Origin of the sequence: Salinibacterium xinjiangense, from assembly GCF_014645015.1 — a bacterium.
In the GTDB taxonomy this organism is placed as follows: Bacteria; Actinomycetota; Actinomycetes; order Actinomycetales; family Microbacteriaceae; genus Rhodoglobus; species Rhodoglobus xinjiangensis.
The window spans coordinates 34507-59559 of the sequence record NZ_BMLC01000004.1 but is presented as its reverse complement, the minus strand read 5'-3'; the positions used below and the strand labels follow the sequence as shown (position 1 = coordinate 59559).

At 63.9% G+C, this 25053-nt stretch carries 28 protein-coding genes; 23 read left to right on the top strand and 5 right to left on the bottom strand.

Going from position 1 to position 25053, the window contains the following annotated elements; all coding sequences use genetic code 11:
* Positions 1-10 precede the first annotated feature (10 nt).
* From IEW81_RS12120 to IEW81_RS12110, 3 genes are all read left to right on the top strand, one after another.
* A complete protein-coding gene (locus IEW81_RS12120) occupies positions 11-832 on the top strand; it encodes a DeoR/GlpR family DNA-binding transcription regulator (protein WP_229671393.1) in 822 nt (273 codons plus the stop codon).
* A gap of 131 nt (positions 833-963) precedes the next feature.
* Positions 964-1584 carry a DUF308 domain-containing protein gene (locus IEW81_RS12115; RefSeq protein WP_097061560.1) on the top strand — a complete coding sequence of 207 codons (621 nt, stop codon included), beginning with the start codon at positions 964-966 and terminating at the stop codon, positions 1582-1584.
* Positions 1581-1841, top strand: coding sequence for a hypothetical protein (locus tag IEW81_RS12110; protein WP_097061559.1), 261 nt, complete (start codon positions 1581-1583; stop codon positions 1839-1841). The genes IEW81_RS12115 and IEW81_RS12110 overlap by 4 nt, the downstream gene beginning before the upstream one ends.
* Positions 1842-2052: 211 nt before the next feature.
* Here the strand turns inward: IEW81_RS12110 and purB are convergent, their stop codons facing one another.
* Together purB and IEW81_RS12100 are read right to left on the bottom strand one after the other, a co-directional pair.
* Positions 2053-3438 carry an adenylosuccinate lyase gene (gene purB / locus IEW81_RS12105; protein ID WP_097061558.1) on the bottom strand — a complete coding sequence of 462 codons (1386 nt, stop codon included), beginning with the start codon at positions 3436-3438 and terminating at the stop codon, positions 2053-2055.
* Complete coding sequence (locus tag IEW81_RS12100) at positions 3432-3956, bottom strand: low molecular weight protein-tyrosine-phosphatase (protein ID WP_179691900.1); 525 nt, start codon at positions 3954-3956, stop codon at positions 3432-3434. Before IEW81_RS12100 ends, purB begins: the two co-directional genes overlap by 7 nt.
* Positions 3957-4107: 151 nt before the next feature.
* On the opposite strand from IEW81_RS12100, the gene IEW81_RS12095 reads away from it, so the two are divergent.
* Together IEW81_RS12095 and IEW81_RS12090 are read left to right on the top strand one after the other, a co-directional pair.
* Entirely contained in the window at positions 4108-4404 is a 297-nt protein-coding gene (locus IEW81_RS12095; RefSeq protein ID WP_097061557.1) for a hypothetical protein, read from the top strand.
* Entirely contained in the window at positions 4397-5941 is a 1545-nt protein-coding gene (locus tag IEW81_RS12090) for a hypothetical protein (RefSeq protein ID WP_097061556.1), read from the top strand. The genes IEW81_RS12095 and IEW81_RS12090 overlap by 8 nt, the downstream gene beginning before the upstream one ends.
* A 116-nt stretch (positions 5942-6057) precedes the next feature.
* On the opposite strand, the gene IEW81_RS12085 is transcribed toward IEW81_RS12090, so the two are convergent.
* Positions 6058-6459, bottom strand: coding sequence for a phage holin family protein (locus IEW81_RS12085; protein WP_097061555.1), 402 nt, complete (start codon positions 6457-6459; stop codon positions 6058-6060).
* A gap of 86 nt (positions 6460-6545) precedes the next feature.
* Here IEW81_RS12085 and IEW81_RS12080 point away from each other — a divergent pair, with 86 nt between their 5' ends.
* The 13 genes from IEW81_RS12080 to IEW81_RS12020 all read left to right on the top strand — a co-directional run bounded on the left by IEW81_RS12080 (position 6546) and on the right by IEW81_RS12020 (position 17631).
* Positions 6546-7637: a histidinol-phosphate transaminase gene (locus tag IEW81_RS12080; protein WP_097061554.1), complete on the top strand. Its 1092-nt coding sequence runs from the start codon at positions 6546-6548 to the stop codon at positions 7635-7637.
* Positions 7638-7641: 4 nt separating this feature from the next.
* Positions 7642-8769 (top strand): thiamine pyrophosphate-dependent dehydrogenase E1 component subunit alpha, encoded by a 1128-nt coding sequence (locus IEW81_RS12075; RefSeq protein ID WP_097061553.1) that lies wholly within the window; start codon positions 7642-7644, stop codon positions 8767-8769.
* Positions 8766-9746, top strand: a complete 981-nt coding sequence (locus IEW81_RS12070; RefSeq protein WP_097061552.1) for an alpha-ketoacid dehydrogenase subunit beta — start codon at positions 8766-8768, stop codon at positions 9744-9746. The genes IEW81_RS12075 and IEW81_RS12070 overlap by 4 nt, the downstream gene beginning before the upstream one ends.
* A 69-nt stretch (positions 9747-9815) precedes the next feature.
* On the top strand, positions 9816-11150 hold the full coding sequence (locus IEW81_RS12065; RefSeq protein WP_097061551.1) for a dihydrolipoamide acetyltransferase family protein: 1335 nt from the start codon (positions 9816-9818) through the stop codon (positions 11148-11150).
* 87 nt (positions 11151-11237) lie between these two features.
* Positions 11238-12140 (top strand): metal ABC transporter solute-binding protein, Zn/Mn family, encoded by a 903-nt coding sequence (locus IEW81_RS12060; RefSeq protein WP_097061550.1) that lies wholly within the window; start codon positions 11238-11240, stop codon positions 12138-12140.
* Between the two features lie 29 nt (positions 12141-12169).
* Positions 12170-12970 carry a metal ABC transporter ATP-binding protein gene (locus tag IEW81_RS12055; protein ID WP_097061766.1) on the top strand — a complete coding sequence of 267 codons (801 nt, stop codon included), beginning with the start codon at positions 12170-12172 and terminating at the stop codon, positions 12968-12970.
* A complete protein-coding gene (locus IEW81_RS12050; RefSeq protein ID WP_097061549.1) occupies positions 12967-13875 on the top strand; it encodes a metal ABC transporter permease in 909 nt (302 codons plus the stop codon). Before IEW81_RS12055 ends, IEW81_RS12050 begins: the two co-directional genes overlap by 4 nt.
* The gene (locus IEW81_RS12045) at positions 13872-14273 is read left to right on the top strand and encodes a Fur family transcriptional regulator (protein WP_097061548.1); all 402 of its coding nucleotides are present in this window, start codon (positions 13872-13874) and stop codon (positions 14271-14273) included. Before IEW81_RS12050 ends, IEW81_RS12045 begins: the two co-directional genes overlap by 4 nt.
* 141 nt (positions 14274-14414) lie before the next feature.
* Complete coding sequence (gene rpmB, locus IEW81_RS12040) at positions 14415-14651, top strand: 50S ribosomal protein L28 (protein ID WP_097061547.1); 237 nt, start codon at positions 14415-14417, stop codon at positions 14649-14651.
* The gene (gene rpmG / locus IEW81_RS12035; RefSeq protein WP_097061546.1) at positions 14651-14818 is read left to right on the top strand and encodes a 50S ribosomal protein L33; all 168 of its coding nucleotides are present in this window, start codon (positions 14651-14653) and stop codon (positions 14816-14818) included. Before rpmB ends, rpmG begins: the two co-directional genes overlap by 1 nt.
* Positions 14819-14820: 2 nt before the next feature.
* A complete protein-coding gene (gene rpsN / locus IEW81_RS12030; RefSeq protein ID WP_097061545.1) occupies positions 14821-15126 on the top strand; it encodes a 30S ribosomal protein S14 in 306 nt (101 codons plus the stop codon).
* An 84-nt stretch (positions 15127-15210) separates the two neighbouring features.
* Positions 15211-15501: an HU family DNA-binding protein gene (locus IEW81_RS12025; protein ID WP_097061544.1), complete on the top strand. Its 291-nt coding sequence runs from the start codon at positions 15211-15213 to the stop codon at positions 15499-15501.
* A 123-nt stretch (positions 15502-15624) separates the two neighbouring features.
* Complete coding sequence (locus IEW81_RS12020; protein ID WP_229671391.1) at positions 15625-17631, top strand: bifunctional copper resistance protein CopD/cytochrome c oxidase assembly protein; 2007 nt, start codon at positions 15625-15627, stop codon at positions 17629-17631.
* On the opposite strand, the gene IEW81_RS12015 is transcribed toward IEW81_RS12020, so the two are convergent.
* On the bottom strand, positions 17615-18580 hold the full coding sequence (locus IEW81_RS12015; RefSeq protein WP_218840051.1) for a hypothetical protein: 966 nt from the start codon (positions 18578-18580) through the stop codon (positions 17615-17617). The two genes, IEW81_RS12020 and IEW81_RS12015, sit on opposite strands and share 17 nt — an antisense overlap.
* A gap of 98 nt (positions 18581-18678) precedes the next feature.
* On the opposite strand from IEW81_RS12015, the gene IEW81_RS12010 reads away from it, so the two are divergent.
* On the top strand, positions 18679-19995 hold the full coding sequence (locus IEW81_RS12010; RefSeq protein WP_097061542.1) for an ATP-dependent DNA helicase: 1317 nt from the start codon (positions 18679-18681) through the stop codon (positions 19993-19995).
* A gap of 84 nt (positions 19996-20079) precedes the next feature.
* The gene (locus tag IEW81_RS12005; RefSeq protein WP_229671390.1) at positions 20080-20628 is read left to right on the top strand and encodes a DinB family protein; all 549 of its coding nucleotides are present in this window, start codon (positions 20080-20082) and stop codon (positions 20626-20628) included.
* A gap of 5 nt (positions 20629-20633) precedes the next feature.
* Here IEW81_RS12005 and IEW81_RS12000 read toward each other — a convergent pair whose 3' ends face one another.
* Positions 20634-21281: a dienelactone hydrolase family protein gene (locus IEW81_RS12000; protein WP_097061541.1), complete on the bottom strand. Its 648-nt coding sequence runs from the start codon at positions 21279-21281 to the stop codon at positions 20634-20636.
* Positions 21282-21788: 507 nt separating this feature from the next.
* Between IEW81_RS12000 and IEW81_RS11995 the strand changes: the two genes are divergently transcribed.
* The 3 genes from IEW81_RS11995 to IEW81_RS11985 are packed head-to-tail and all read left to right on the top strand — an operon-like array spanning position 21789 to position 25012.
* Positions 21789-22817: an NAD(P)-dependent alcohol dehydrogenase gene (locus IEW81_RS11995; RefSeq protein ID WP_097061763.1), complete on the top strand. Its 1029-nt coding sequence runs from the start codon at positions 21789-21791 to the stop codon at positions 22815-22817.
* Between the two features lie 42 nt (positions 22818-22859).
* A complete protein-coding gene (locus IEW81_RS11990; protein ID WP_097061540.1) occupies positions 22860-23450 on the top strand; it encodes a hypothetical protein in 591 nt (196 codons plus the stop codon).
* Entirely contained in the window at positions 23447-25012 is a 1566-nt protein-coding gene (locus IEW81_RS11985; RefSeq protein ID WP_097061539.1) for a GMC family oxidoreductase, read from the top strand. Before IEW81_RS11990 ends, IEW81_RS11985 begins: the two co-directional genes overlap by 4 nt.
* Positions 25013-25053: the final 41 nt, after the last annotated feature.

Sequence of the window (25053 nt, the reverse complement as noted above, 5' to 3'; positions counted from 1 at the left end):
AGGTGGATTTTTGGTCACAACTGACCTTGAGAATGCCGGCAACGTGCCCCAGAACCGCCGGTCCGAGCGCCAGCGCGCCATCACGGTAGCGGTCATGGCCGAAGGCTCCATCCGCATTGAACAACTCGCCGCACGCTTTGACATCAGCATCATGACGGTACATCGCGACCTCGACGAGCTGGATGGGCGCGGGGTCATCCGAAAGAGCCGGGGTATGGCTACGGCGATGTCTACGGCGCTTGTCGAATCCAGCGACCTATATCGTTCGAGTCGTCAGCTAGGCGAGAAAGAATCCATCGCCCACGCCGCGCTGGAATTCATCGAGCCCGGCCAGGCCATCATGCTGGACGACTCCACCACAACCGCGCACCTTGTGCCGCACCTTCGGACGAAGCGGCCCCTTACCGTGATCACCAACACCCTCACCGTCATGGAGCAACTTCGCGGAACCAACGGTGTCACCCTCCTCGGGCTTGGTGGCCAGTACCACAACTGGTGCAGTGCCTTCATGGGTCACATCACCACCACCGCGATCAAGGCCATGCGTGCTGACCTTCTGATTATGTCCACCGCGGCCATCACCGATGACATGGTGTTTCACCAGACGCTGGATACCGTCGACGTCAAACAGGCGATGTTCGAATCATCCACACGCCGCATCCTCCTTGCGGATCACACGAAATTTGGCAAGCGGGCTCTGCACGCTCTCATGCCGTTGACTGATTTCGACGCTGTCGTGGTCGACGGAGAGACCGACCCGACCCACATTGCACGATTGCGCGCCAAAGGGGTCACGGTCGTGGTTGCGCGTCGCCCACCGTCCACCAGATGACACCGGAATCTAGCGCTGCTATCGACTGAGACACCAGGGTTGCGTGCGTCGCTGACGGCTTCGAATCCGGCGTCAAACGTGCGGCGACCCGGTGGGGCCGATGCACATCCGACGCGGTCTACACTGGAAATGTGGAACTTTCAACGCCCTGGTACGTGCCCGTGGGGCGAGCTGTACCTGCGCTGGCGCTTGCATTGGTCATCACCTTCACGGCCGATCACTCGGCCCCGCTTGGCTACCTGACGTTCGGTATATTTTCCGTGAGCGCTGGTGCAATCCTGGTGGCATCGGCCCTGCGGCTCGGGGTGCGCGGCATCACGCGAACCGTCACGCTGTCCCAGGGGCTCATCACTGTGCTTGCCGGAGTACTGGCGCTGGCGCTTCCCGGTGGCGGGCTGCCGTTTTTCGTATTCCTCCTCACCGCGTTCGCCGCAATCACCGGACTCCTTGAGCTCTATCTGGGCCTGCGCAGTCGAGGACGAGACCGCTGCGCTCGGGATCGGATATTCGTCGGAGCTCTCACTGCACTGCTCGCATTGGCCGTGCTGCTGGTACCGCCGGGCTTCCAGCAGGCGTTCACCGGCCCGGATGGGGTCGTACGCGAGCTGACGGCATCCATCATCATCGTCGGCACGCTTGGCGCATACTGGGCAATCTTCGGGGTCTACCTGTCGATTGCCGGGCTCTCCCTCAAATGGGCGCCTTCCGAGGGCGCCGGTTCTGCTGTGATGACCGAGGCGGGGTCACGATGAGGAAGCCGCGCCGCAACGACCGCACACGCCCGCTCGAGCTGCTTGTGCTGTCAGGCATCCTGGGCGTGTTCGCCGGTCTTGTCGTACTGATGTCGACGCGCGAGTTGGTAGTGGCGCTGATATTCACGGGCATCGCCTTTATTGTGTCGCTGGTCGTGCTGGCGATGCTCTCGCTCGCGGTGCAGCCCACGGGCGACGAGAAGATCGATCTCGCCGAACAGGATGACGAACAGGGCAATCGGCCACTGGGCCACTGAAACCGGGCGTCAGGTACTCGGTTGGCAACCGGTCGAAGGTCCGGGCCTGCAGCCTGTCTCGCGCGGACAGCCTGTCTGGTGCGGATAGCCGGGCTGGTGAGCACGGGCCGATTGCTTACAGCCTGAGGGCCACCGCACTGGTGGCAATGCGCGTCGATGTACTCGGCGCGTCGATGTACTTACCCCTCGATGTACTCGGCCCTCAAGACAGTCAGCTTTCGATGTAGTTCACGAGTTGTGACGCGAGCCCGGCATATGTCGCCGGTGTCAGGACGCGCAGCCGGTCCTTCGCGTCCTGGCCGATGTCGAGACCATCGATGAATTCGACGAGCTCCGACTGCCCGATGCGCTTCCCGCGGGTCAGATCTTTCAGGATCGCGTAAGGATCGGTGATCGAGCTTCGGCCGGCTGTGATCTCGACGCGGATGACCGTCTGGATAGCTTCACCGAGAATCTCCCAGTTGCTATCGAGATCTGCGGCGAGTCTCTCGCGATCGAGGTCTATCTCTTTCAGACCGCGGAGGATGTTCTCGAAGGCGACCAGGGAGTGACCGAAAGCGACTCCGATGTTGCGCTGGGTGGTCGAGTCGGTCAGGTCACGCTGAAGGCGCGACGTGACGAGGGTCTGTGCCAGGGATTCGAGCAGCGCGCTGGAGAGCTCGAGATTGGCTTCAGCGTTTTCGAACCGAATCGGGTTGATCTTGTGGGGCATCGTCGATGAGCCCGTCGCCCCTGCCTGCGGAATCTGGCGAAAATATCCGGTGCTGATGTACGACCACACGTCCGTGCACAGATTGTGCAGGATGCGCGCGGCGTGGCTCATCTGCTGGTACAGGTCAACCTGCCAGTCGTGCGATTCGATCTGGGTGGTGAGTGGATTCCATTGCAGACCGAGGCCCGTGACGAATTCACGCGAGATCCCGGGCCAGTCCTGCTCGGAGTCGGCGGCCAGGTGGGCTGCGTACGTGCCGGTGGCACCGTTGAATTTGCCCAGGAACTCGGTGGCTTCAATCTTCGCTGTGATGCGCTCGAGGCGGTGTACGAAGACGGCGAACTCTTTGCCCATGGTGGTGGGGGTGGCGGGTTGGCCGTGGGTATGGGCGAGCATCGCATCATCCCTCAGTTCGATGGAGAGGGTGCGAAGAGACTCGATCACCGCGCGCAGCCTCGGCAGCCAGACCTCGCGCACGGCCGCGCTGATCGTGATGGCGTACGACAGGTTGTTGATGTCTTCGCTCGTCGCCGCGAAGTGGGTGAGCTCAGCGATATCGGTGAGACCGAGCTCGGTGAGTTTGGCGCGAACGAGGTATTCGACGGCTTTGACATCGTGCCGGGTGGTGGCCTCCAGGGCGGCGAGCTGGTCGATCTCAGGCTGGCCGAAATCGGCGGCGAACTCGCGCAATTGGCGTGCCTGTTCGTGTTCGACTCGCTGCGAGCCAAACAATTCATGGTCGGTGAGGTAAAGCAGCCACTCCACCTCGACGCGCACCCGCGCGCGGTTGAGACCAGCCTCAGAGAGATGGTCTCCGAGACCGACGACCATGGGTCGGTATCGTCCGTCAAGCGGGCTCAGTGGTTGTTCGGGCAAGCTCATGATGTTCCCTGTCGGATTCCTGGTGTGATCTGGCGGAAGAGTGCAGCGCAGGCTTTTTCGATCATCGACAGCACCTGGTCGAAGAGTGCGGCGTCAGAATAATACGGGTCTGGGACATCGTTCATCGGGGACTGCCTACTGTCGAATGACAACAGAAGTTGCACCTTCGATCGATCCTGGTCTGTCGATGCCCATGACTTGAGGGTGCGCTCCTGGCTGCGATCGAAGACGACCACGAGATCGAGTTCATCGAACCAGGCAGGGTCGAACTGACGGCCGCGATGACCGGAAGCGTTGTATCCCCGGGATGCCAGGGCTGCCAGTGTGCGGTCGTCGGCCGGTTCGCCGACGTGCCAGTCGCCCGTGCCGGCGGAGGTGATCGAGACGTTGCCACCCAGCCCCGACTGGGAGGCCAGCCGCTTGAGAATGGTCTCGGCCATGGGTGAACGGCAGATGTTGCCTGTGCAGACGAAACACACGCGAAATCGTGCGGTTTCGATGAAACTCTGCTCAAAACTCACCCACCTATTGTTGCGCAGTTCTTCTCGCCCACACGAACCGATTCTCCACAATCGCCACCGGTTGCCGTCCCGTCTACCGTGCCGGGTCGCGCTCCTGCACGCTGCAGCAAGCACCACATCGCATCGAACTACGCATCGGGAAAGGCCACAGTTGAACTACTCGACGAATCTCGCGACAGGCAGTGCACCCGATCCCCAGATTGCGCAGCAGGTTCTCGCTGACCTGGAAAACCAGGCGCGCGAACTCACCCACCTTCTCTGGCGGCTGGAGCGTGCCCGCCATGTGCTCGTTCCCGCTACAGCGGGGTCGTGGCGTGGTCTGACGAAACTGGCGTTCGACTCGGCGTTGGGCGGACTTGGGGTGACGATGGATGACGGCATCGCTACGATCCGTTCGGCCATCCAATCGACGCGGAACGCAATCGCAGGAATGGGTTCCGATGGGTGACGAATTGGTCATCGGAGGTAGCGGGTCTTTCGCGGTGGGTACCGATGAATTGTTCACCTGTGCCGAGCAGTTGCGGGAGCTCTGGCGCGAGATGTCGGCTCTCGGGAGTGACCTCGGAGTTATCGACTCGCTCGTCTCCCCGTGGCAGCTGAGGTCGGCGGCCGCACCCGCGAGCGCTTTTGACGCTGAGGCCGAGATCCACAGGGCCAGAATGGTCATCGCTGAGGTCGAGCTGCAGTCCAGAGCCATGGAGTCCGCGATCGAGGCAGCCGCGGCCGGCTACGGATTCGCCGAGCATTTCGTCGGTCGCATGATCCATGAGTTCACCGGCCAGTTCGGGGCGATGCTCGCAAGGTTCTCGCCGATGCTGTTGCTCGCAACCCTCACTGGGACGGCTGTACTCGGCGTCGCTGGCGGAATCCTGATCGAAAAGGCGAACGCGGGTGGGCAAGGCCCGAATCGATTCGGCCCAAATCAACGAGGCCCGAATCAACGAGGCCCGAATCAACCCAGCCGGTCTCCGCTCGGTTCTTCTCCGCTGGGTTCTTCTCCGTTCAGCACTTCGCAAGCGGGGCGGTCCGGTGAATCGCATCCGGCACCCTGGTTCAGGGAGCACAACGAGATCATCACCAATCCGCTCACCGTCGATCTCGTGCGCCTTGCCTCGCAGGCGTCGGGCGATGTGGTGGCCGGAGCGTTGGGTGTGCCGCCGCAGTTGACCAGCCTGCTCGGTGGCGCCGGGGTGATGATCGGTTCCACCGCGGTCATGCGTGCCGGTTCCACGATCGGGCTCTTCAAGGAGACTCCGGTGAGGCTCGTCGACACGCACATGCAGACGGTGTCGGGCAGCCCGAATGGTTTCGCCGAACGATTGTCACGAGTGCCAGACACTGAAACGACAGATGGCGCCCAGGTGGTCATAGAGAAGTATTCAACGCCGGGTGACGTCGACAGGTTCGAGGTCTACATTGCGGGCACCGTGACATTCTCGCCGTCGGCAGACAGTGAACCATGGGATATGACGAGCAATATGGCCAACGCCGCGGGCTTCGGCGGGGGAAGCTATGCGTCCGTCGCCGCAGCGATGGAACTTGCGGGGATCGATTCGTCAAGCCCGGTTCAGTTCACCGGCTACTCGCAGGGAGGCGGGACCGCAGCGCGATTGGCGGCATCCGGTGACTACAACACGCAGGGGCTGGCGTCTTTCGGTGGCCCGACGGGCCAGGTGCAGATCCCTGAAGGATTCCCCACTGTGATCGTCGAGCACACCGACGACATCGTTCCGGCTCTTGGCGGTGAACAGGTCAACAACCATGCAGTGCTCGTCGAGCGGGCGGTCTTCTCGGGCAGGGAGGTGCCGACAGATTACGCGGTACCGGCTCACCACTATGAGTACTACGAAGAGACGGCACGGCTCATGGATAAGGCGCGGAGCGACCAGATCACGAAGACGGGCTCGCGACTCGATTCGTTCAGCAGTGGTGCCACCTCTGTCACCAGCACCGCCTACCAGTACGAGCGAGTGCCGTCCCAGTGATGCCTGACTCCGCGGATGTCTGACTCCGCTGATGCCCGACCCAGTGATGCCCGACCCAGTGATACCTGACCCAGTGATACCTGGCTTAACTGCGCCTGGGCAAGACGATGCCTGGGTCAGCTGCGCCGTGAAGGATTGACCACCGGACGGAGCACAATGCCGATCAGCCAGCTGATCAGGCCGAGCACCAGCGCACCGAGCACTCCCCACCAGAAGCTCTCGACCACAAGACCGAAGCCGAACAGCTGTGAAAGCCAGGCCGCCAGCAGCAACAGCAGGCCATTGACGATGAGGGAGATGAGGCCGAGGGTCAGGATGTAGAGCGGGAACGCAACGATACGGATCAGGTTGCCGACCACTCCATTGACGATTCCGAAGATCGCCGCCACCAGCAGGTATGTGAGCACAGTTTCGACGGTGCCACCGGGCGCGAATGCCTGAACACTGACGCCCGCAACCAGCAGTGTCGTCAACCAGAGAGCCACAGCGTTGATGAGCAGGCGCACGATAAGTTTCATGGCACAACTATGCACCGACGGCGATGACCGGCGCAAAGGTCCGCGGGCTGTGCCGCGACTGCAACCACCCAGTTTAGGCTGGGGCTGTGACCTCATCGAGAGTACGACTGCGCCCCGAGATAGAGACGCTTCAGCCATACCGGCAGGGCAAGCCCGCCGCCGTCGATGCTTTCAAGCTGTCCTCGAATGAGAATCCGTTCGAACCGCTTCCCTCCGTGCTCGAATCGCTCACCCTCGAGGGCATCAACCGGTATCCGGATGCTACGGCCGGTGCGCTTCGTTCCATTCTCGCAGCGCGCCACAACGTCGAGTCCGGGCAGGTGCAGGTCGGCGCCGGATCCGTGTCGGTGCTCGCCCAGCTGATCACTGCCGCCGCAGCCCCCGGAGATGAGGTCGTCTACTCATGGCGCAGCTTCGAGGCATACCCGGGGCTTGTCACGACCGCGGGTGCGACATCCATCCAGGTGCCGAACACTCCAGACCACGGACACGACCTTCCGGCGATGCTCGCGGCCATCACTGATCGCACGAGGCTTGTTATCGTGTGCAGCCCCAACAACCCGACATCAACGGTGGTGTCCGGCGCGCAGTTCGCTGAGTTCATGGCAGCAGTGCCGTCGACCGTTCTGGTGGTGCTCGATGAGGCCTACGCCGAATTCGTGGTCGACCCTGACGCAGTGAGTGGCGACGGGCTGCTGGCTGAATACCCGAATCTCGTGCTGCTCCGCACGTTTTCCAAAGCCTTCGGGCTCGCCGGGCTCCGCATCGGGTACGCCCTCGGTCCCGAATATGTGATGGATGCGGCCAGAGCCGTCGCGATCCCGCTGTCTGTAACCGGGCTGGCGCAGCAGGCGGCAATCGTCTCCCTCCAGCACGAGGATGAGCTATTCGAGCGAGTGGCTCGGCTCAATGAGGTGAGGCAGCGCGTCGCCGACGGGTTGACGGCGCAGGGCTGGCGTTTTCCGCAACCACACGGCAACTTCGTGTGGCTGCCGACCGGTGAGAATACAGCCGCGGCGGCCGAGGTGTTTGCCAGCCACTCGATTGTGGCGAGGGCGCTCATCGACGGGCTCCGTGTGAGCGTGGGCGAGGCAGAAGCTGTAGACAAGCTTCTTAGGGCTTCGGCTGAGGTTGTACACATGCAACGAACGTCGCCGACGGCAGGCGGGTTAGGTTAGAGCAATGCATTACACCCCAGCGACGGTGCAACTCCTGTCGACGGAAGGTAAAATCGTCACGAGCGATGCTGCCGCCGAATACCTTCCCTATATCGAGCAGCTCAGCGATGAGCAACTGAGGGACTTCCATCGCAACATGGTCGTCATGAGGATGATCGATCTCGACGCTGCGAACCTGCAGCGCCAGGGCCAGCTTGCGATGTGGATTCCGAGCCTCGGCCAGGAGGCTGCACAGGTGGGTTCCGCCTTCGCTGCCAGGCCACAGGACCATCTGTTTCCCGCGTATCGTGAGCACGCGGTGGCGCGGATCAGGGGCGTTGACCCGATCAGGCTCATCGCGTTGCTGCGAGGGCTCAGTCACGGAGGCTGGGATCCTCAGATGAACGGCAACTTCCACCTGTACACGCTGGTCATTGGTTCGCAGACACTGCACGCCACCGGCTACGCGATGGGTATCCAGCTGGATGGCGCGACGGCCACGGGAGACCTGGAAGCCGACGAAGCCGTCATGGTCTACTTCGGCGATGGTGCCACCAGCCAGGGCGATGTCAGCGAGGCTCTCGTCTTCGCGGCGAGCTACCAGACTCCAGTGGTGTTCTTCCTGCAGAACAATCACTGGGCGATTTCGGTGCCCGTGACCAAGCAGTCGCGCACGCCGCTCTACCTGCGCCCGTCGGGTTTCGGCATCCCGTCGGTGCAGATCGACGGCAACGATGTGCTCGCCAGCTACGCAGTGACGAGAGCGAACCTCGATGCCACCCGCAGCGGTGTCGGCCCCAGGTTCATCGAGGCGCTCACCTATCGCATGGGCGCCCATACCACGAGTGACGACCCCACGAAATACCGCAGGTCGGAAGAGCTCGAGTTCTGGACGGCTGCAGATCCGATCAGTCGGTTCGAGGCCTACCTGAGGTCGCGGGGCGAGGGCGACGGGTTCTTCGCGGAGGTCGCGACCGAAGGCGCTGACGCTGCGTCAGACATCCGCCGCCGCATCCACGATCTCGTCACGCCTCCGGCATCGAGCATGTTCGCCAACGTGTATTCAGAGCCACACCCGGTGATGGATGCCCAACTCGCCTGGCTCGAAGCCTATGAGGCCTCGTTCGCGGGCACGGAAGGCGGCCACGCATGAGCACGCAGTTGCTGAGTCTCGCGAAGGCCATCAACCTGGGATTGCGCCAGGCCCTGCTCGACAACGACAAAGTGCTGCTCATGGGGGAGGACATCGGCCCGTTGGGTGGTGTCTTCCGGGTGACCGAGGGGTTGCAGGCCGAGTTCGGCGAGAATCGTGTGCTCGACACCCCGCTTGCCGAGTCCGGAATCGTCGGCACGGCCATCGGCATGGCGATGCGCGGTTATCGTCCCGTGGTCGAGATCCAGTTCGACGGGTTCATTTTCCCCGGGTTCGACCAGATCACCTCCCAGCTGGCCAAGCTGACGGCCCGTCACGAGGGCTCGCTCAGTATGCCGGTCGTGATCAGGGTGCCCTATGGCGGACATATCGGTGCCGTCGAGCACCACCAGGAGAGCCCTGAGGCGTACTTCGCTCACACGGCAGGGCTGCGCGTGGTGACGCCATCCACTCCTCACGATGGCTACTGGATGATCCAGGAGGCCATCGCGAGCAACGACCCGGTGATGTTCTTCGAGCCGAAGAGTCGCTACTGGCCGAAGGGCGAGGTCGAACTGGATGCGAGCGGCAGCGAACTGCACGCCTCACGCGTGGTGCGCCAGGGCACGGACATCACGGTGCTCGGCTATGGTCCGATGGTGAATGTGCTGCTGCGCGCCGCGGATTTCGCGGCCGAGGAGGGTCGAAGCGTGGAGGTCATCGACCTGCGCTCGCTGTCGCCGATCGACTATGACCCGGTGGTGGCCTCGGTGCAGAAGACCGGCAGGCTGGTCATCGCCCAGGAGGCCCCCGGCTTCGTCTCGGTCGGGTCTGAGATCGCGGCGACGGTCACTGAGCGCGCGTTCTACTCACTCGAGGCGCCGGTGCTGCGTGTCGCCGGTTTCGACACACCTTTCCCTCCGGCGAAGCTCGAAGACATCTACCTGCCGGATGCCGACCGCGTGCTCGAGGCCGTCGACAGGGCCATGGCCTACTAGCGCTGGGACCCAGGGCTGCTCACGATTTCCGGGCCACCCACGACTTTTACGAACAGGAGCACGGCGAGCATGACGAATTCAGATTTCACACTTCCGGATGTCGGCGAGGGACTCACCGAGGCCGAGATCGTCTCGTGGAAGGTCAAGGCTGGCGACACGGTCGTCGTCAACCAGGTGCTCGTCGAGATCGAGACGGCCAAATCGCTTGTGGAACTGCCGTCCCCGTTCGCCGGGACGGTCTCCGCCCTTCTGGTCGCGGAGGGCCAGACTGTCGAGGTCGGCACCCCGATCATCTCGGTGAGCGCCGAGGGCGCCGAGATCGAGCTCACGGCGCCGGCCGGTGCCGACGAGTCGATCGTGGCAGACACGGCAGCGACCGTAGCGCCCCAGGAGGAGACCTCGGGGGCTGTGCTCGTCGGATACGGAGTCAGCGGTCACGGTGGGTCCCGCCGGCGCGCGACCGCGCCAGCGGCCCCGTCGGCCCCGCGAGCCACGGCGGCAGCCACGGCACCCCGGGTCGCCAGCGCTCCGCCGCCCAGGGCATCCATCACCATGACGAAGCCGCCGATCCGCAAGCTGGCGAAAGACCTCGGCGTCGACCTGTCGCTCGTGGTCGCCACCGGACCGATCGGCGATATCACCCGCGACGACGTGATCAGGCAGGCGTCGCAGGTCAGCGTCTTCCGCAACATCCAGACTCCGGAGTGGGGTGACGAACGCGAAGAGATCATCCCCGTGAAGGGTGTGCGCAAGGCGATCGCGAAGGCGATGGTCGGCAGCGCATTCTCTGCTCCGCACGTGAGTGTGTTCGTCGACCTCGATGCGACGAGGACGATGGAGTTCGTCAAGCGTCTCAAGAACTCCCCGGATTTCGCGGGCATCAGGGTCTCGCCGCTGCTCATCGCGGCCAAGGCCGTGATCTGGGCCGTGCGACGAAACCCGACCGTCAACAGCACGTGGACCGATAAAGAGATCAGCGTGCACCACTATGTGAACCTCGGCATCGCCGCTGCGACACCGCGGGGGCTGGTCGTACCGAATATCAAGGATGCGCACACCCTTTCCCTGCGCGACCTTGCGACGGCACTCGAGCAATTGACGATCACGGCCCGGGACGGTCGTACCCAGCCGGCGGAGATGGCGGGCGGCACATTCACGATCACCAACCTCGGTTCGTTCGGCATGGATACGGGAACCCCGATCCTGAACCCGGGCGAGGCAGGGATTCTCGCACTCGGCACCATCAAGCAGAAGCCGTGGGTCGTGGATGGCGAGGTCAGGCCGCGGTTCGTGACGACCCTCGGTGGGAGCTTCGACCACCGCGTGGTCGATGGCGACGTGGTGAGTCGATTCGTAGCGGATGTCGCAAGCGTGCTCGAGGAACCGGCGCTGTTGCTCGACTAGCTGCTGCCTCCCCGGGCGCAGGCGGCAGCGTGGTGGCGTAGGCTGTTGATAACGAATCTCATTACCGTTCAAGCCAGAGAGCTCATCATGCGCCGTACTCTTCCCGTTCTGGCCACTGTCGCCATCGTGTCCCTCGGCCTCGCCGGATGTTCTGCAACTCCCGCTCCGGAGAGCGCGGGTGTGTCGATCGTCGCGACCACGACCGTCTACGGCGACATCGCGCAGGCCATCGTCGGCGACTTCGGTACGGTGACCAGCCTCATCGGCGAGTCCACGGTCGATCCGCACAGTTTCGAGGCCTCGGCCCGCGACCAGCTCGCCATCGCCGACGCCGACCTCGTGATCGCCAATGGTGGGGGATACGACCCCTTCGTCGAGGCACTGGTCGAGGCATCCGGAACAAACGCCGTCGTGCTCGAAGCCGTGACCGCATCGGGCCTGAGCGAGACCACGGAGCCGGTCGATGGATTCAACGAGCACGTCTGGTACTCGTTCCCCGGCATGACCGGTGTCGTCGCGCGGATCGCCGATGAGCTGTCGACGATCGACCCCGAGAACGCCGCCACCTTCGCCACCAACGCTGCGGACCTCACCACGCAGATCGAGGGCCTCGAAACTCGGGCGGCAGCCCTGAAGCAAGAGGCCGATGGAGGCGGTGCAGCAGTGACCGAACCGGTTCCGCTTTACCTGCTCGAGGCCGTCGGGCTGGAGAATCTGACGCCCCATGATTTCACCGAGGCAATTGAAGAGGGCAGCGACGTTCCTCCGCTGGCCTTCGAGCAGACCGTAAACCTGTTCACTGACGGGGACGTGCGCATACTGGGATACAACGACCAGACCGCGAGCCCTGAGACCGAGCGCGTGCGCCAGGCCGCAGAATCCGCCGACGTGCCGGTGGTCGTATTCACGGAGACCCTGCCGGAGGGGGCAGACTACGTCTCGTGGATGACCGACAACCTGGACGAACTGGCGCGGGCGCTGCGGCTGTGACGCCGAGCCCTGTCGCCGTCACGGGCCCTATGAGCGACGCGGGTCCGATCCTCGATATCCGCCGGGCCGGACTGTCTCTCGGAGGCCGTACCCTGTGGAGCGACCTCGACCTCACAGTCCAGCCGGGGGAGTTCGTCGCCGTGCTCGGTGCCAACGGTTCGGGAAAGACGAGCCTGCTGCGCGCGATTCTCGGGCAGCTTCCCGTGGACTTCGGCGAAATCCTGCTGCAGGGCAAGCCGGTGCACCGCGGCGACCGTGCGATCGGCTACATCCCGCAGCAGCGGATCATGCCCGCTGGCACCGCCCTGAGGGGCCGTGACCTTGTGAGCCTCGGGCTCGACGGGCATCGCTGGGGCGTGCCGTGGCCATCCCGTCGGTCGAAGGAGACGGTGGATGCCCTCATCGAGTCCGTCGGAGCGACGGCGTATGCCGACCTCCCGGTCGGCGTGCTGTCGGGCGGTGAGCAGCAACGCCTCCGTGTGGGGCAGGCTCTCGCGAGTGATCCCGCGTTGCTGCTGTGCGATGAGCCGCTGTCGAGCCTCGACCTGCACCACCAGCGTGGAGTCGCCGAGCTCATCGATAAGGGGCTGCACGAGCGCGGCACCGCCGTCGTCTTCGTCACCCATGACATCAATCCGGTGCTCGACATGGTCGATACGGTGCTCTACCTCGCTGCTGGCCGGTTCACCTCGGGCCCGCCTGAGGAAGTCCTGCGCTCGGAGGTGTTGAGCGACCTGTACGGAACACGGGTCGAGGTGATCCATACCGGCAATCGCGTGTTCGTCGCCGGAGTTCCCGAGTTTCCGCATCATCTCGGGGAGGCATCATGACCGACGTCTTCGCGGCAGACTTCTGGTCGTCGATCTTCAACTTCAGCGACTACGGCCGACTGCTCGTACTCGTGCAGAACTCCATCATCGCCGGCGCCATCCTCGGCATCGTCGGCGGCCTGATCGGCGTCTTCGTGATGCAGCGCGACATGGCCTTCGCGGTGCACGGCATCAGCGAACTCTCGTTCGCGGGAGCCGCTGCCGCGTTGCTGTTCGGTGCGAACGTCGTCGCAGGATCGCTCGTCGGCTCATTGCTTGCGGCGACGATCATCGGCGTGCTCGGAGCTCGGGCCCGTGATCGCAACTCCATCATCGGGGTGCTGATGCCCTTCGGGCTCGGGCTGGGCATCCTGTTCCTCGCGCTCTATCCGGGGCGCAGCGGCAACAGGTTCGGCTTGCTTACGGGCCAGATCCTGTCGGTCGACATCCCCCAGCTCGGCGTTCTCATCGCGATCAGCATTGTCGTGCTCATCACACTGCTGGTGATCTGGCGACCGCTCGTGTTCGACAGCGTCGATCCGGATGTAGCCATGGCGCGGGGCGTTCCCGCTCGCACCCTGTCGATCGTGTTCATGATCCTGCTCGGCCTCATGGTCGCGGTCTCGGTACAGATCATCGGCGCGCTGCTCGTGCTCGCGCTGCTCGTCACGCCAGCGGCTGCCGCCCTGCGGGTCTCGTCGTCGCCGATTGTCGTGCCCTTGCTGGCGATGCTCTTCGGATTCGCATCTGCCGTCGGCGGCGTGCTGCTCGCCATCGGTGGTTCACTGCCGATCAGCCCGTATGTCACGACCATCTCGTTCCTCATCTACCTCGGATGCCGCATCGTGGGCCGCATAAGGGGACATCGACTTCGTCGCCAGCTCGAACCGTCAGCCCGCAGCGCAGCCGCGGGAGTGTCCGCATGAAGCGCCACACCTGGCAGCGCGATGCGGTGCGTGCTGCACTGAACACCCGCGAGAGTTTCGTGAGCGCGCAGCAACTGCATGCCGCGTTGCGGGCCGGTGGATCATCCATCGGGCTGGCCACCGTCTACCGGGCACTCGCCGACCTCGCCGTGGAGGGGGAGGCCGATTCGCTGCAGCAGGAGGGTGAGAGCCTGTACCGCGCGTGCACGCCCGGAACCCACCACCATCACCTGATCTGTCGCCGTTGTGGGTTGACGGTGGAGATCGAGGCGGACGCCGTCGAGCAGTGGGCGAACTCCGTCGCTGCGGAGCACGGCTTCACCCGACCGAACCACGTGGTCGACGTGTTCGGATACTGTGCACCCTGCTCAATTGCAGAAGCGCCAGGAAACCCGTAACATTGCAGGCTGCAGAGCGGACTCTTCCGCTCACGTGCACATGCCTTCTTCGAAAGTTTGAAAGACAGGTGCGCCGACAAGTGATCTTGGGCGGGCTTCCGGAAACGGGATGCTCGCGGTAACCAGAACAGGAGTAGAACCATGGCAGCAACATGCCAGGTGACAGGAGCCATCCCAGGCTTCGGTCACGCAATCTCGCATTCGCACCGACGCACGAAGCGTCGCTTCGATCCGAACATCCAGAAGAAGAAGTACTACGTACCCTCGCTTCGCCGTAACGTCACGCTGCAGCTGTCCGCTAAGGGCATCAAGGTCATCGACGTCCGCGGCATCGAAGCAGTGGTCAAGGATCTTCTCGCACGTGGGGAGAAAATCTAATGGCTAAGACTCAGGACGTACGCCCGATCATCAAGCTCCGTTCCACCGCTGGAACCGGCTACACCTATGTGACGCGCAAGAACCGTCGCAACAACCCGGATCGCCTCGTACTCAAGAAGTACGACCCAGTGATTCGCCAGCACGTCGAATTCCGCGAGGAGCGCTAACAATGGCCAAGAAGAGCAAGATCGCCCGCAACGAGCAGCGCAAGGTTATCGTGGCTCGCTACGCGACCAAGCGTCTCGAACTGAAGAAGGCGCTCGTCGACCCGGCGGGAACCGACGAGTCCCGCGAAGCTGCACGCCTCGGCCTGCAGAAGCTCCCGCGCAACGCTTCGCCGGTCCGCGTTCGCGGCCGCGACGCCATCGATGGACGCCCGCGTGGTTTCCTCAGCCAGTTCGGTGTATCCCGTGTTCGCTTCCGTGACATGGCGCACCGGGGCGAATTGCCCGGAATTACCAAGTCAAGCTGGTAGATTCCTAGCGGTTCCGCGGTTTTTGACCCGGATCATCCACCAAAGTTCCACCCATAACTGCATCAGGTCCGAGGAGGACACCCCATGGCTGACAAGTCACTAAACCGTACCGAGTTCGTCGCGGCAGTTGCCGCAGAGTCTGGCCAGACCCAGGCGGCAGTCAGCGGCATCGTTGACTCGCTTTTCTCAGTTCTCGCCAAGTCTGTCGGCGACGGCACGAAGGTCTCCATCCCGGGATGGATCTCCGTCGAGCGCACCGACCGCGCAGCGCGCACCGGACGCAACCCGCAGACCGGTGAAGCGATCGAGATCAAGGCAAGCAAGGGCGTCAAGATCAGCGCCGGAAGCAAGCTGAAGGCTGCCGCAAAGGGCTAAGCAGTTTCACAACGTCAGGGCGGCATCCGAGAGGATGCCGCCCTTCGTCGTACAGGGACGGGCCCTCTTCAGGGAGGGGCCTCACACGGCGGGCACTCGGAGAGCCAGACGTAAACTGTGGTAGTGCCACGTCTTGTTCGGATTGCTGCTCCCGCGACCCTCATCCTGGTGGCCATGCTCGCCCTTTTCGGGTCGCTCGCTTTCGGTGGTGGAGCCGATGCCCCACAACTGATCGACCCGGGAGCGGCCGCCCGTTACGGGCTCCCGATCTCGAAGCTCCTGGTCAACATCGGTGTCGCCGGGACCATTGGTGCTCTCGTGCTGGCGTTGTTCGCTCTCGACTCCGGGAAGCCGGAATTCTCGAGGGCGCTGGATGTCGCGGCGGGATCATCCGCCCTCTGGGCCGTCGCTGCCGCCGCCAGTGCCTTCTTCACGTTCCTGACCGTGCTGCAGCCGACGATCCGCCTCGACAATGCGTTCGGCGATGTGCTCGCTGGCTTCCTCACCGGCACCGGGCTCGGGCAGGCATGGCTGGCGACCACGCTGATCGCCGCGACAGTCACCGTGCTGTGTTTCGCCGTGCGCAACGTCACAGTGTTGCTGTTCGTCACGGTTGTCGCCGTCGTGGGTCTCGTTCCGATGTCGCTCGAGGGCCACACGGGCGGCACAGAGAACCACGACTCGGCCATCACCGCGATCTTCCTGCACGTGCTCTTCGCCGGGATCTGGCTCGGCGGACTCATCACCATCGTGCTGGTGAAGCCGACCCTCGAGAAGGGCCGACTTGCCTCAGTGCTGGCGCGGTACTCGACGGTTGCCCTGATCAGTTTCATCGTGGTAGCGGCATCCGGTTACCTCAGTGCCCAGATCAGGATCGAGCAGATCGGCAATCTCCTTTCCCCGTACGGCATTCTCGTGCTCGTCAAAGTCGCGTCATTGCTGGCGCTCGGGCTGTTCGGCGCGATGCAGCGCCGATTCTTCATCGGCAGGATGCAGGCGGCCGCCGGCAGCGGACGTGGGTACTTCTGGTGGGTCGTGACGGCAGAGATCGCGTTCATGGGGATCGCGTCAGGAGTAGCCGCGGCGCTGGCGCGTACCGCGACTCCCATACCGGAGGTCACAGCGGCGGATCTCGCGAGACCCACACCGGCCGAGCTTCTGACCGGGAGCCCGCTGCCGCCTCCGGTGACGATCGAGCGCCTGTTCACGCTCTGGAACTTCGATCTACTCTGGATCCTGGTCTGCGGATTTGGAATCTTCTTCTACGTCGCCGCCGTGCTGAGGCTGCGCCGGCGCGGGGACACCTGGCCGGTGCTGCGGACCGTGCTGTGGGTTGCCGGGATGCTGCTGCTGTTCTACATCACCAACGGCGGCATCAATGTGTACGAGAAGTTCCTCTTCTCGCAGCACATGCTCGCCCACATGGTGCTCGGCATGGGAATCCCGGTGCTGCTGGTTCCGGGTGCGCCGATCACCCTCGCGTTGCGCACGATCGAGAAGCGCACGGATGGCAGTCGTGGCGTGCGGGAGTGGCTGCTGCTGCTCGTGCACTCGAAGTACTTCGAGGTTCTCGGCAAGCCGCTCGTCGCGGCTGTGCTGTTCGCCGGTTCACTCTGGGCGTTCTACTACACGCCCCTGTTCGGCTGGGCGACCACCAACCACATCGGTCACGAGTGGATGGTCATCCACTTCCTGCTGACGGGTTACCTGTTCGTGCAGGCGCTCATCGGGGTGGATCCGTCACCATCGAGGCCGCCGTATCCGATCCGGCTGCTCATCCTGTTGGGAACCATGGCCTTCCATGCCTTCTTCGGCCTCGCCCTGATGTCGGGAACCGGGTTGCTGCTCGCAGACTGGTACGGCTCGATGGGCTGGGATACGGGCATCACCGCGCTGCAGGATCAGCAGATCGGCGGCGGGATCGCGTGGAGCGTCGGCGAGATCCCGACTGTTGCACTAGCGATCGTGGTGGCGATCATGTGGTCGCGAAGCGATGCCAAGGAATCGAAACGCTACGACCGCAAGGCCGACCGTGATGGCGACGCGGAGCTCGACGAATACAATTCCATGCTCGCAGGGCGTGCTCGCGTCGACGCCAGACTGGAATCGACGCCTAACGCTGGGCGGTGATCAGCACCTCGTCGTCGCCGAGGAACGTCGCGAGGTAGCTCACAGAGAACGCCACGTCTTCATCGAAGACAGAGGTCGTTCCATCGAAGAGTGATTGCACGTCGACGGTGAGGTGAGCTGCGGCGTTCGTCACCGGCATCAGCCAGCTGCCGGGTTCGGCGCCGGGAACCAGTGATACCGACGGGTATTCGCTTATCGACCATTCGGGAGTCGACGCGATCCGGTTCGAGATCTGCTGGCCGAAGGGGCACCCCGTCGGCAGCAACACAGTCTGCGTGGTGCAGGTGTCGAGGAAGTCGTCGATCTCACCCTGCACCTGCTCGACGAACGCCGAATTCGCCCGCACGTCGAGGGCCGCGACAACGGATGCCCCGGGCTGGGTTGCGCTGACCAGCAGGGGATTCGCTGTCAGGAAGGTCGACTCGTGGGTGACGCTGACAGCGCTCGGCGTGAACACCACCAGGGGCAGGGCAGTGCCCTGCTCGGGGGTGCTGAGATCCACGCCGTTCGCGGTGAAGTCCTGTGAGTTCAGCACCGAAAGTTGCACGACGCTGTACGGCGCGGTCGCGAAGCTCCAGTTCGAGAACAGGCCGAGCACATTCCCTGCCTGCTGCACATCGAAGCTCGACTCGCCGGGCTTGCCGCCGGCGACATAGGAGAACACGACGCGCTGCACACCGTCGGAAAATCGCGACTCGCTGACGAATTCGACCGTGTCGAGGTCGCTCATCGCGGAAGAGTCGAGCATGGCCCTGGTGGCGGTGCTGCGCTCGCCGGAGCCGGCGAGTTCGAGAGCTGCTGGCGCATCCTTCCTCTCGAGCGCGTCGAGGTAGCTCTTCACGAAGCCACTCGAGCTGTAGAGGGTGGAGTTGAGAGCGCCGACCGTGATCGCGAAGGCGCCGATCACGGCCGCAGCTACGACGGCCCAGATGATGATCGTGCGGTTCACGAGTTCCATCCTAAATTGCGCATCCGGGGTGCCGTCGCATTCTGAACAGTCCCGGCACGCTCGCACGATGCCCTGGATGCCCCGGGTACAGTAAAGCGGTGAACGGTGTCGGGCGGAACGAGCTGCAGCTGTCGCCTGAACAGCAGGCGGTCTTCGACGCGATCGAGACCACCCAGCAGAACCTGTTCATCACAGGTCGGGCGGGAACCGGTAAATCCACCCTCCTGAATCACCTCTCTGAGAATACGTCGAAGCAGATCGTGATCTGTGCGCCCACCGGTGTCGCGGCGCTGAACGTGGGCGGGCAGACCATCCACTCGCTCTTCCGATTGCCGATCGGGGTCATCGCTGACCACGACATCGACCAGGGCGTCGCGTTGCGCAAACTGCTCAGCACTATCGACACGCTCGTCATCGACGAGGTCTCCATGGTCAACGCCGACCTGCTCGATGCGATCGACCGGTCGCTGAGGCAGGCCCGGCAGCGAAAGCACGAGGCATTCGGCGGGGTGCAGGTCGTGCTGTTCGGTGACCCGTACCAACTGGCGCCGGTGCCGGGTGAGGGTGAGGAGCGCGCCTATTTCGAGGATCACTATCGCTCGATCTGGTTCTTCGATGCGAAGGTGTGGGATGACACCGACCTCACGATCTACGAACTGACGACCATTCATCGCCAGCATGAAGCCGAGTTCAAATACATGCTCAACGCGGTTCGGCACGGCGGGGTGACAGCCGAGATCGCCGCCAGGCTGAACGAGGTCGGTGCGCGGCCGCCCCCTACCGACGGCGCGATCACGCTGGCCACCACCAACGGCACCGTCACCAGGATCAACGCGACAGAGCTCGCGAGGCTGCCGGGGCGGGTGCTCACGGCCAAGGCCGAGGTCAGCGGCGACTTCAACGGGCGAGCGTTCCCGGCGGATGAGGCGCTGGAGCTCAAGATGGGCGCGCGGGTGATGTTCCTGCGCAACGACACGGGTTACGAGAACGGCGGCCAGCGCTGGGTGAATGGCACCGTCGGCACCGTCGTCAGGATCGACTCGACGGTGTGGGTGAACGTCGACGGGGAACGCCACGAGGTTCGCCCGGCCGTGTGGGAGAAATTCAAGTACAACTACTCGTCGCTGACGAAATCACTGCGCAAAGACGTCGTCGCTGAGTTCACCCAGTTTCCGCTGAGGCTGGCGTGGGCCGTGACGATCCACAAATCCCAGGGCAAGACCTATGACCGTGCGATCGTCGACCTCGGGCAGCGGTCGTTCGCTCCCGGGCAGACCTATGTCGCGCTGAGTCGCATCAGCGCGCTCGACGGGCTGTACCTGTCGCGCCCCCTTCGCCCGAGTGACATCATCGTCGACGACAACGTTGTACGGTTCATGTCACGTGTGACAGCGATTCCCGCGATCAGGGCCTAGCGCGGATCAGGAATCGGCATCGTGCTGGCGAGTTTGGCAGCAAATCTGCGGCACGCGCCGGTGCTGGAGCGCGACCATGGGAGCATGCCGATCCCGCCCGATATGCCGATCACCCCCGATGCCCCGCTCACGCCCGATACCAAGAACTGGACCTGGGTCATCGAGAAACCCTGCCCCGAGTGCGGCTTCGACGCAGCAACTTTCGGAGCGAAGGATGTCGCGGCCATGCTGCTCGCGAACGCGGCGGCCTGGCCGCCAGTGCTGAACCGCGCCGACGTCCGCAGTCGACCCGGCGAGTCGACGTGGTCACCACTGGAGTATGCGGCGCATGTGCGCGACGTGTTCCGTCTCTATCACCACAGGCTCGAACTCATGCAGCGCGACGACAACCCGCTGTACCCCAACTGGGACCAGGATGAGACGGCTGTCGCCGAGCGCTACAACACGCAGGATCCCGCCGTTATCGCCGCCGAACTCACGGAGGCTGCGGCATCGCTCTCGGCCGCGTTCGGGCGGGTCACCGACTGGTCACGACCGGGGCGCCGCAGTGACGGAGTGCAGTTCACGATCGAGTCGTTCTCGAAATACTTCATCCACGACCCGATCCATCACCTGCATGACGTGAGTCGCTGACGACCTCAGTCGATGAGCTGGGCTTCCAGGAACACCGCTGTTCTGGCGAAGGCGAGAGCCGCGGCCCTGCTGTCAAGCCCGCTCGGCAGGCTCGCATTCGCGAACGAATGGTGGGTGCCGGCGTATGTGTACTCCGTGACGGGCGTGCCGTGGTCTTTCAGCCGGGTCACGAAGGACTCGGGATCCTCGCCTGTTCGCCAACTGTCGCTCTCGGCCCACTGCAGCAGCACCGGGCACGGGATCACACCGTGGTCGGCTGAGCCCAGGCTCGCGTAGTACGCGACAACGGCATCGGCTCCACCGCCCTGGGCATGAAGCAGCGCGAGCCAGCCGCCCATCGAGAAGCCGACCAGGCCGACGCGTTCGACGCCGGTCTCCCGGTCTTGTTCGACGGCGTCGTCGATAATCGATAGCGCTTGTGCGACATCAAGGCTCTCCATGAGATTGCGGGCCGCCTCCCGGTCAGGGGTGCAGAATCCGCTGTAGAGGTCGGGCACCGCGACACGGAAACCACGACTGGCGACGGCCGTGGCGAACGGCTCGAGCCAGGGCATCCTGCCGTACATGTCATGGAGGACAACGACCGCGGGGTTGCCCCACTCGCCGTAGAACAGGGTTTCACCGGGGGAGGGGATCGGCACCAGGGCGGTCATGTCGTCACTTCCGGTGTGAAGAGTGGTTACGTACGGGGCACAACTCTCAGTTCCCAACCTAGTTGAGACCTTCTCAGCCAGGTGACACCATAAGAGCACTCGCCTTGAGGGTTGCTGGGCCCAACTCTAGTTGGCATCGAACATGGCACCATCTCGAAATCCACGCGGATCGATGCGGTGAAACTGGTTGCCGTTGGCACCATGATGGCCGAAACCGAAGCAGAGGCGCGGATTGCCGTCCCCATGGACGTCGACGGCTCAGCCGCCACCAGAGCCGAACCCGACGACGCCGACACGGAAGTGGATGCGACGCGCTCCTTGACGACAGATCACCGGAATTCGGTCGCTCGGCCAGTCGTCGCCTCGCCCCCGTTCTCACTCTGCGATACGCGCTCTGGCACGTCGCTCGGTGGCGGGAGATGCTTAAACGTCGGGCGGGGCAGCCGTCGATCTTTGCACCAGCCATCGATCTCTGTATCCGTCGCCGATCTCAATGAGGAGAACATAGTGAAAGCAGTTCGTCTGCACCAGTACGGAGAGCACCCCGTCATCGAGGAGGTCGCCGAGCCCCAGATCACCGGCCCGTGGGACGTGATCGTCGATGTCGGCGCCGCCGGACTCTGCCGCACCGACCTGCACATCATCGAGGGCCAGTGGGACCCGATCCAGCACCCCAGCCTTCCCTACATCCTCGGCCACGAGAACGCCGGATGGGTGCGGGAGGTCGGCAGCGCCGTGCACAACGTCAAGGTGGGCGACACGGTCATCATGCATCCGCTCACGAGTTGTGGGCTGTGCCCCGCGTGCCGCATAGGGCAGGACTCGCACTGCGAAAACGCGACCTTCCCCGGCATCAACGTCGACGGTGGGATGGCCCAGCAGTTGCTCACCAACGCGCGGGCGGTCGTGAAGCTCGATGAGGGGCTTCGGCCACAGGATGTCGCGGCTCTCGCCGATGCCGGACTCACCGCCTATCACGCGGTGCGCAAAGCAGCCGACGTGCTCTTCCCCGGTACCCACGCGGTCGTGGTCGGCGCAGGTGGCCTCGGGCACATCGGCATCCAGGCGCTCGCCGCCATCACAAGCGCCACGATCACGGTGGTCGACCGCAGCGAGGGCGCCCTCGAACTCGCGCGAACCCTCGGCGCTCACCACACGGTTCTCGCGACCGACGACGCCACGGTAGAAAAACACGTGCTCGACATCACGAACGGTGGCGCGAATGTCGTCTTCGACTTCGTCGGCGAGCGGGGCGCGGAGCTGCTTGCGCCCCGACTGCTGCGCAACCGCGGGTCGCATTACGTGATCGGCTACGGCGGGGCGGTGAGCCTCCCAACGATCGACATCATCTCCCGGGAGATCAACGTGATCGGCAACCTCGTCGGCACGTACAACGACCTCGTCGAACTCATGACCCTCACCGCGCAGGGTCGCGTCACGCTGCACACGGCGGTATACCCGATGGATGCGGCGCTCGACGCGATAGCCGACCTCGACGCTGGCCGTCTGATCGGCCGCGGCATCCTCGTTCCCTGACCTTCAACCACCCCCATTTCTCTCGAGCAAAGGAGCCGACAAATGGCATTTCCCGCCAAGTATCCGCAGCTGAACGACACCTCATTGACAGATGAAGCGCGAAGCGTGCTCATCCGGGTGATCCGTGTCGCCTTCCCCCACCCGTCTTTTCCCGACGGACCTTATGAGCGCACTGCCGACACGATCCTTGCAGAGGCTGAGAACTCGACCTGGTTCCGGGTAGCGCTGACCCAGGGTCTTCTCACGCTCGGCCATCTCGCCGGCGGGGATTTCCGTGATCTCGACGATGAGGCGGCGACCAAGGTGCTGCGCCGCATCGAGACCACCGAATTCTTCGGCTTCGTGCGTCGTACGACGGTGCTGAACCTCTACGACAATGAGGACGTCTGGGAGGTGCTCGGCTATGAGGGCCCGAGCTTCCCCAAGGGCGGCTACGTGAACCGCGGCTTCGATGACCTCGACTGGCTACCCGATCCACGCATCGACACCTACGACGGGCCCAACCAGCTCGTCGAAATCGCCACCGGGGTCACCGGGGGTGCGACCCTCCCGCCCGTCTCGCCTGCGATAGACCGCGACACGAGCAACCAGCCCGGACGGCGCGACGCCGAGATGGCGGAGGTGAAGAAGTGACCGCGATCGAGCACGACGACGAGGCGGTCGTCATCGTCGGTTCCGGCGCCGGTGGTGGAACGCTTGCCTACGAACTCACGGCGAAGGGAATCCCCGTCGTCGTGCTCGAGGCCGGTCCCTACCTGCGCAATGAGGACTACGTCAACGACGAGTGGGAGGCCTTCAACCAGATGGCCTGGCTTGACCCAAGAACGACGTCCGGTTCCTATCGCATCGCCCGCGATTTCCCCAACCTTCCCGCCTGGATCGTCAAGGCGGTCGGCGGCACGACGACCCACTGGTCGGGGGCGACTCCGAGATTCAAGGCTCATGAGTTCCAGACCCGCTCGACTTACGGGCGGATCGAGGGGGCGAACCTGCTCGACTGGCCGATCACTCTCGCCGATCTCGCGCCGTACTACGACAAGGCCGAGATCGCGATGGGATCCACCCACCTGCACGGCCGCAAACCGCTGCCTGCGAACAATAACTACAAGGTCTTCGCGAATGGCGCCGAACGCATTGGCTACTCGTTCTATTCGACCGGGCCGTACGCCACGAACGCCGAGGAATACGACGGCCGACCGGCATCCGTGCAGGACGGCTTCAACTTCCAGGGCGATAAAAGCGGGGCCAAGTGGTCGACGCTGGTGCGGGAAATTCCCCGTGCCGAGGCGACCGGACTGCTCGACCTTCGTCCCGACAGTCACGTCGTGCAGATCACGCACGACGCGAAGGGGCGAGCGGATGCCGTGCTCTACCTCGACAAGGACGGCAACCTCCAGCGACAGCGCGCGAAGCTCGTGGCGGTGGCGGCCAACTCGATCGAGACGCCCCGGCTGTTGCTGCTTTCGGCAAGTCCTATGTTCCCCGACGGTCTCGCCAACTCGTCCGGCCAGGTGGGCCGCAACTACATGCGCCACACCACCGGTTCGGTCTACGCGCGGTTCGACAAGCCCGTGCGCATGTATCGCGGCGAGACGATGGCGGGCGTCATCGCGGACGAGTCGGGCCACGACCCGGACCGCGGGTTCGCCGGAGGCTACTACCTCGAGACCATCTCGCTCGGTCCGGCGTTCCTTGCAAGCTTCGCTGATCCCGGCGCGTGGGGAGCGAGCTTCACGGAGATCCTCGAGGCCTACGCGAACACCGCCGGACTGTGGGTCATCGGTGAGGATATGCCTCAGGAGTCGAACCGCATCACGCTCAACAAGTCGGTCACCGACAAGAACGGGCTGCCCGTTCCCAACGTGAATTTCGATGATCACCCGAACGATGTCGCGATGCGCAACCACGGCTACACCCAGGCCGAACTGCTCTACGACGCCGTCGGCTCCATCGGGTCCCACCGTACGCCGCCGTATCCAGCCACCCACAACATGGGCACGAGCCGGATGAGTGAAAAGCCCCAGGATGGCGTGGTCGACAAATGGGGGCGGGCGCACGACGTGCCGAACCTCTTCATCAGTGACGGGTCGGTGTTCACGACGGGAGCCGCAGCCAATCCGACGCTCACCATCGTTGCGCTCGCGATCCGGCAGGCCGAGTACATCGCCGACCAACTCAAGACCGGCGGCATCTGATGCCGACACGACCTGTTCTCTACCGTCCCAACCTGAATCGA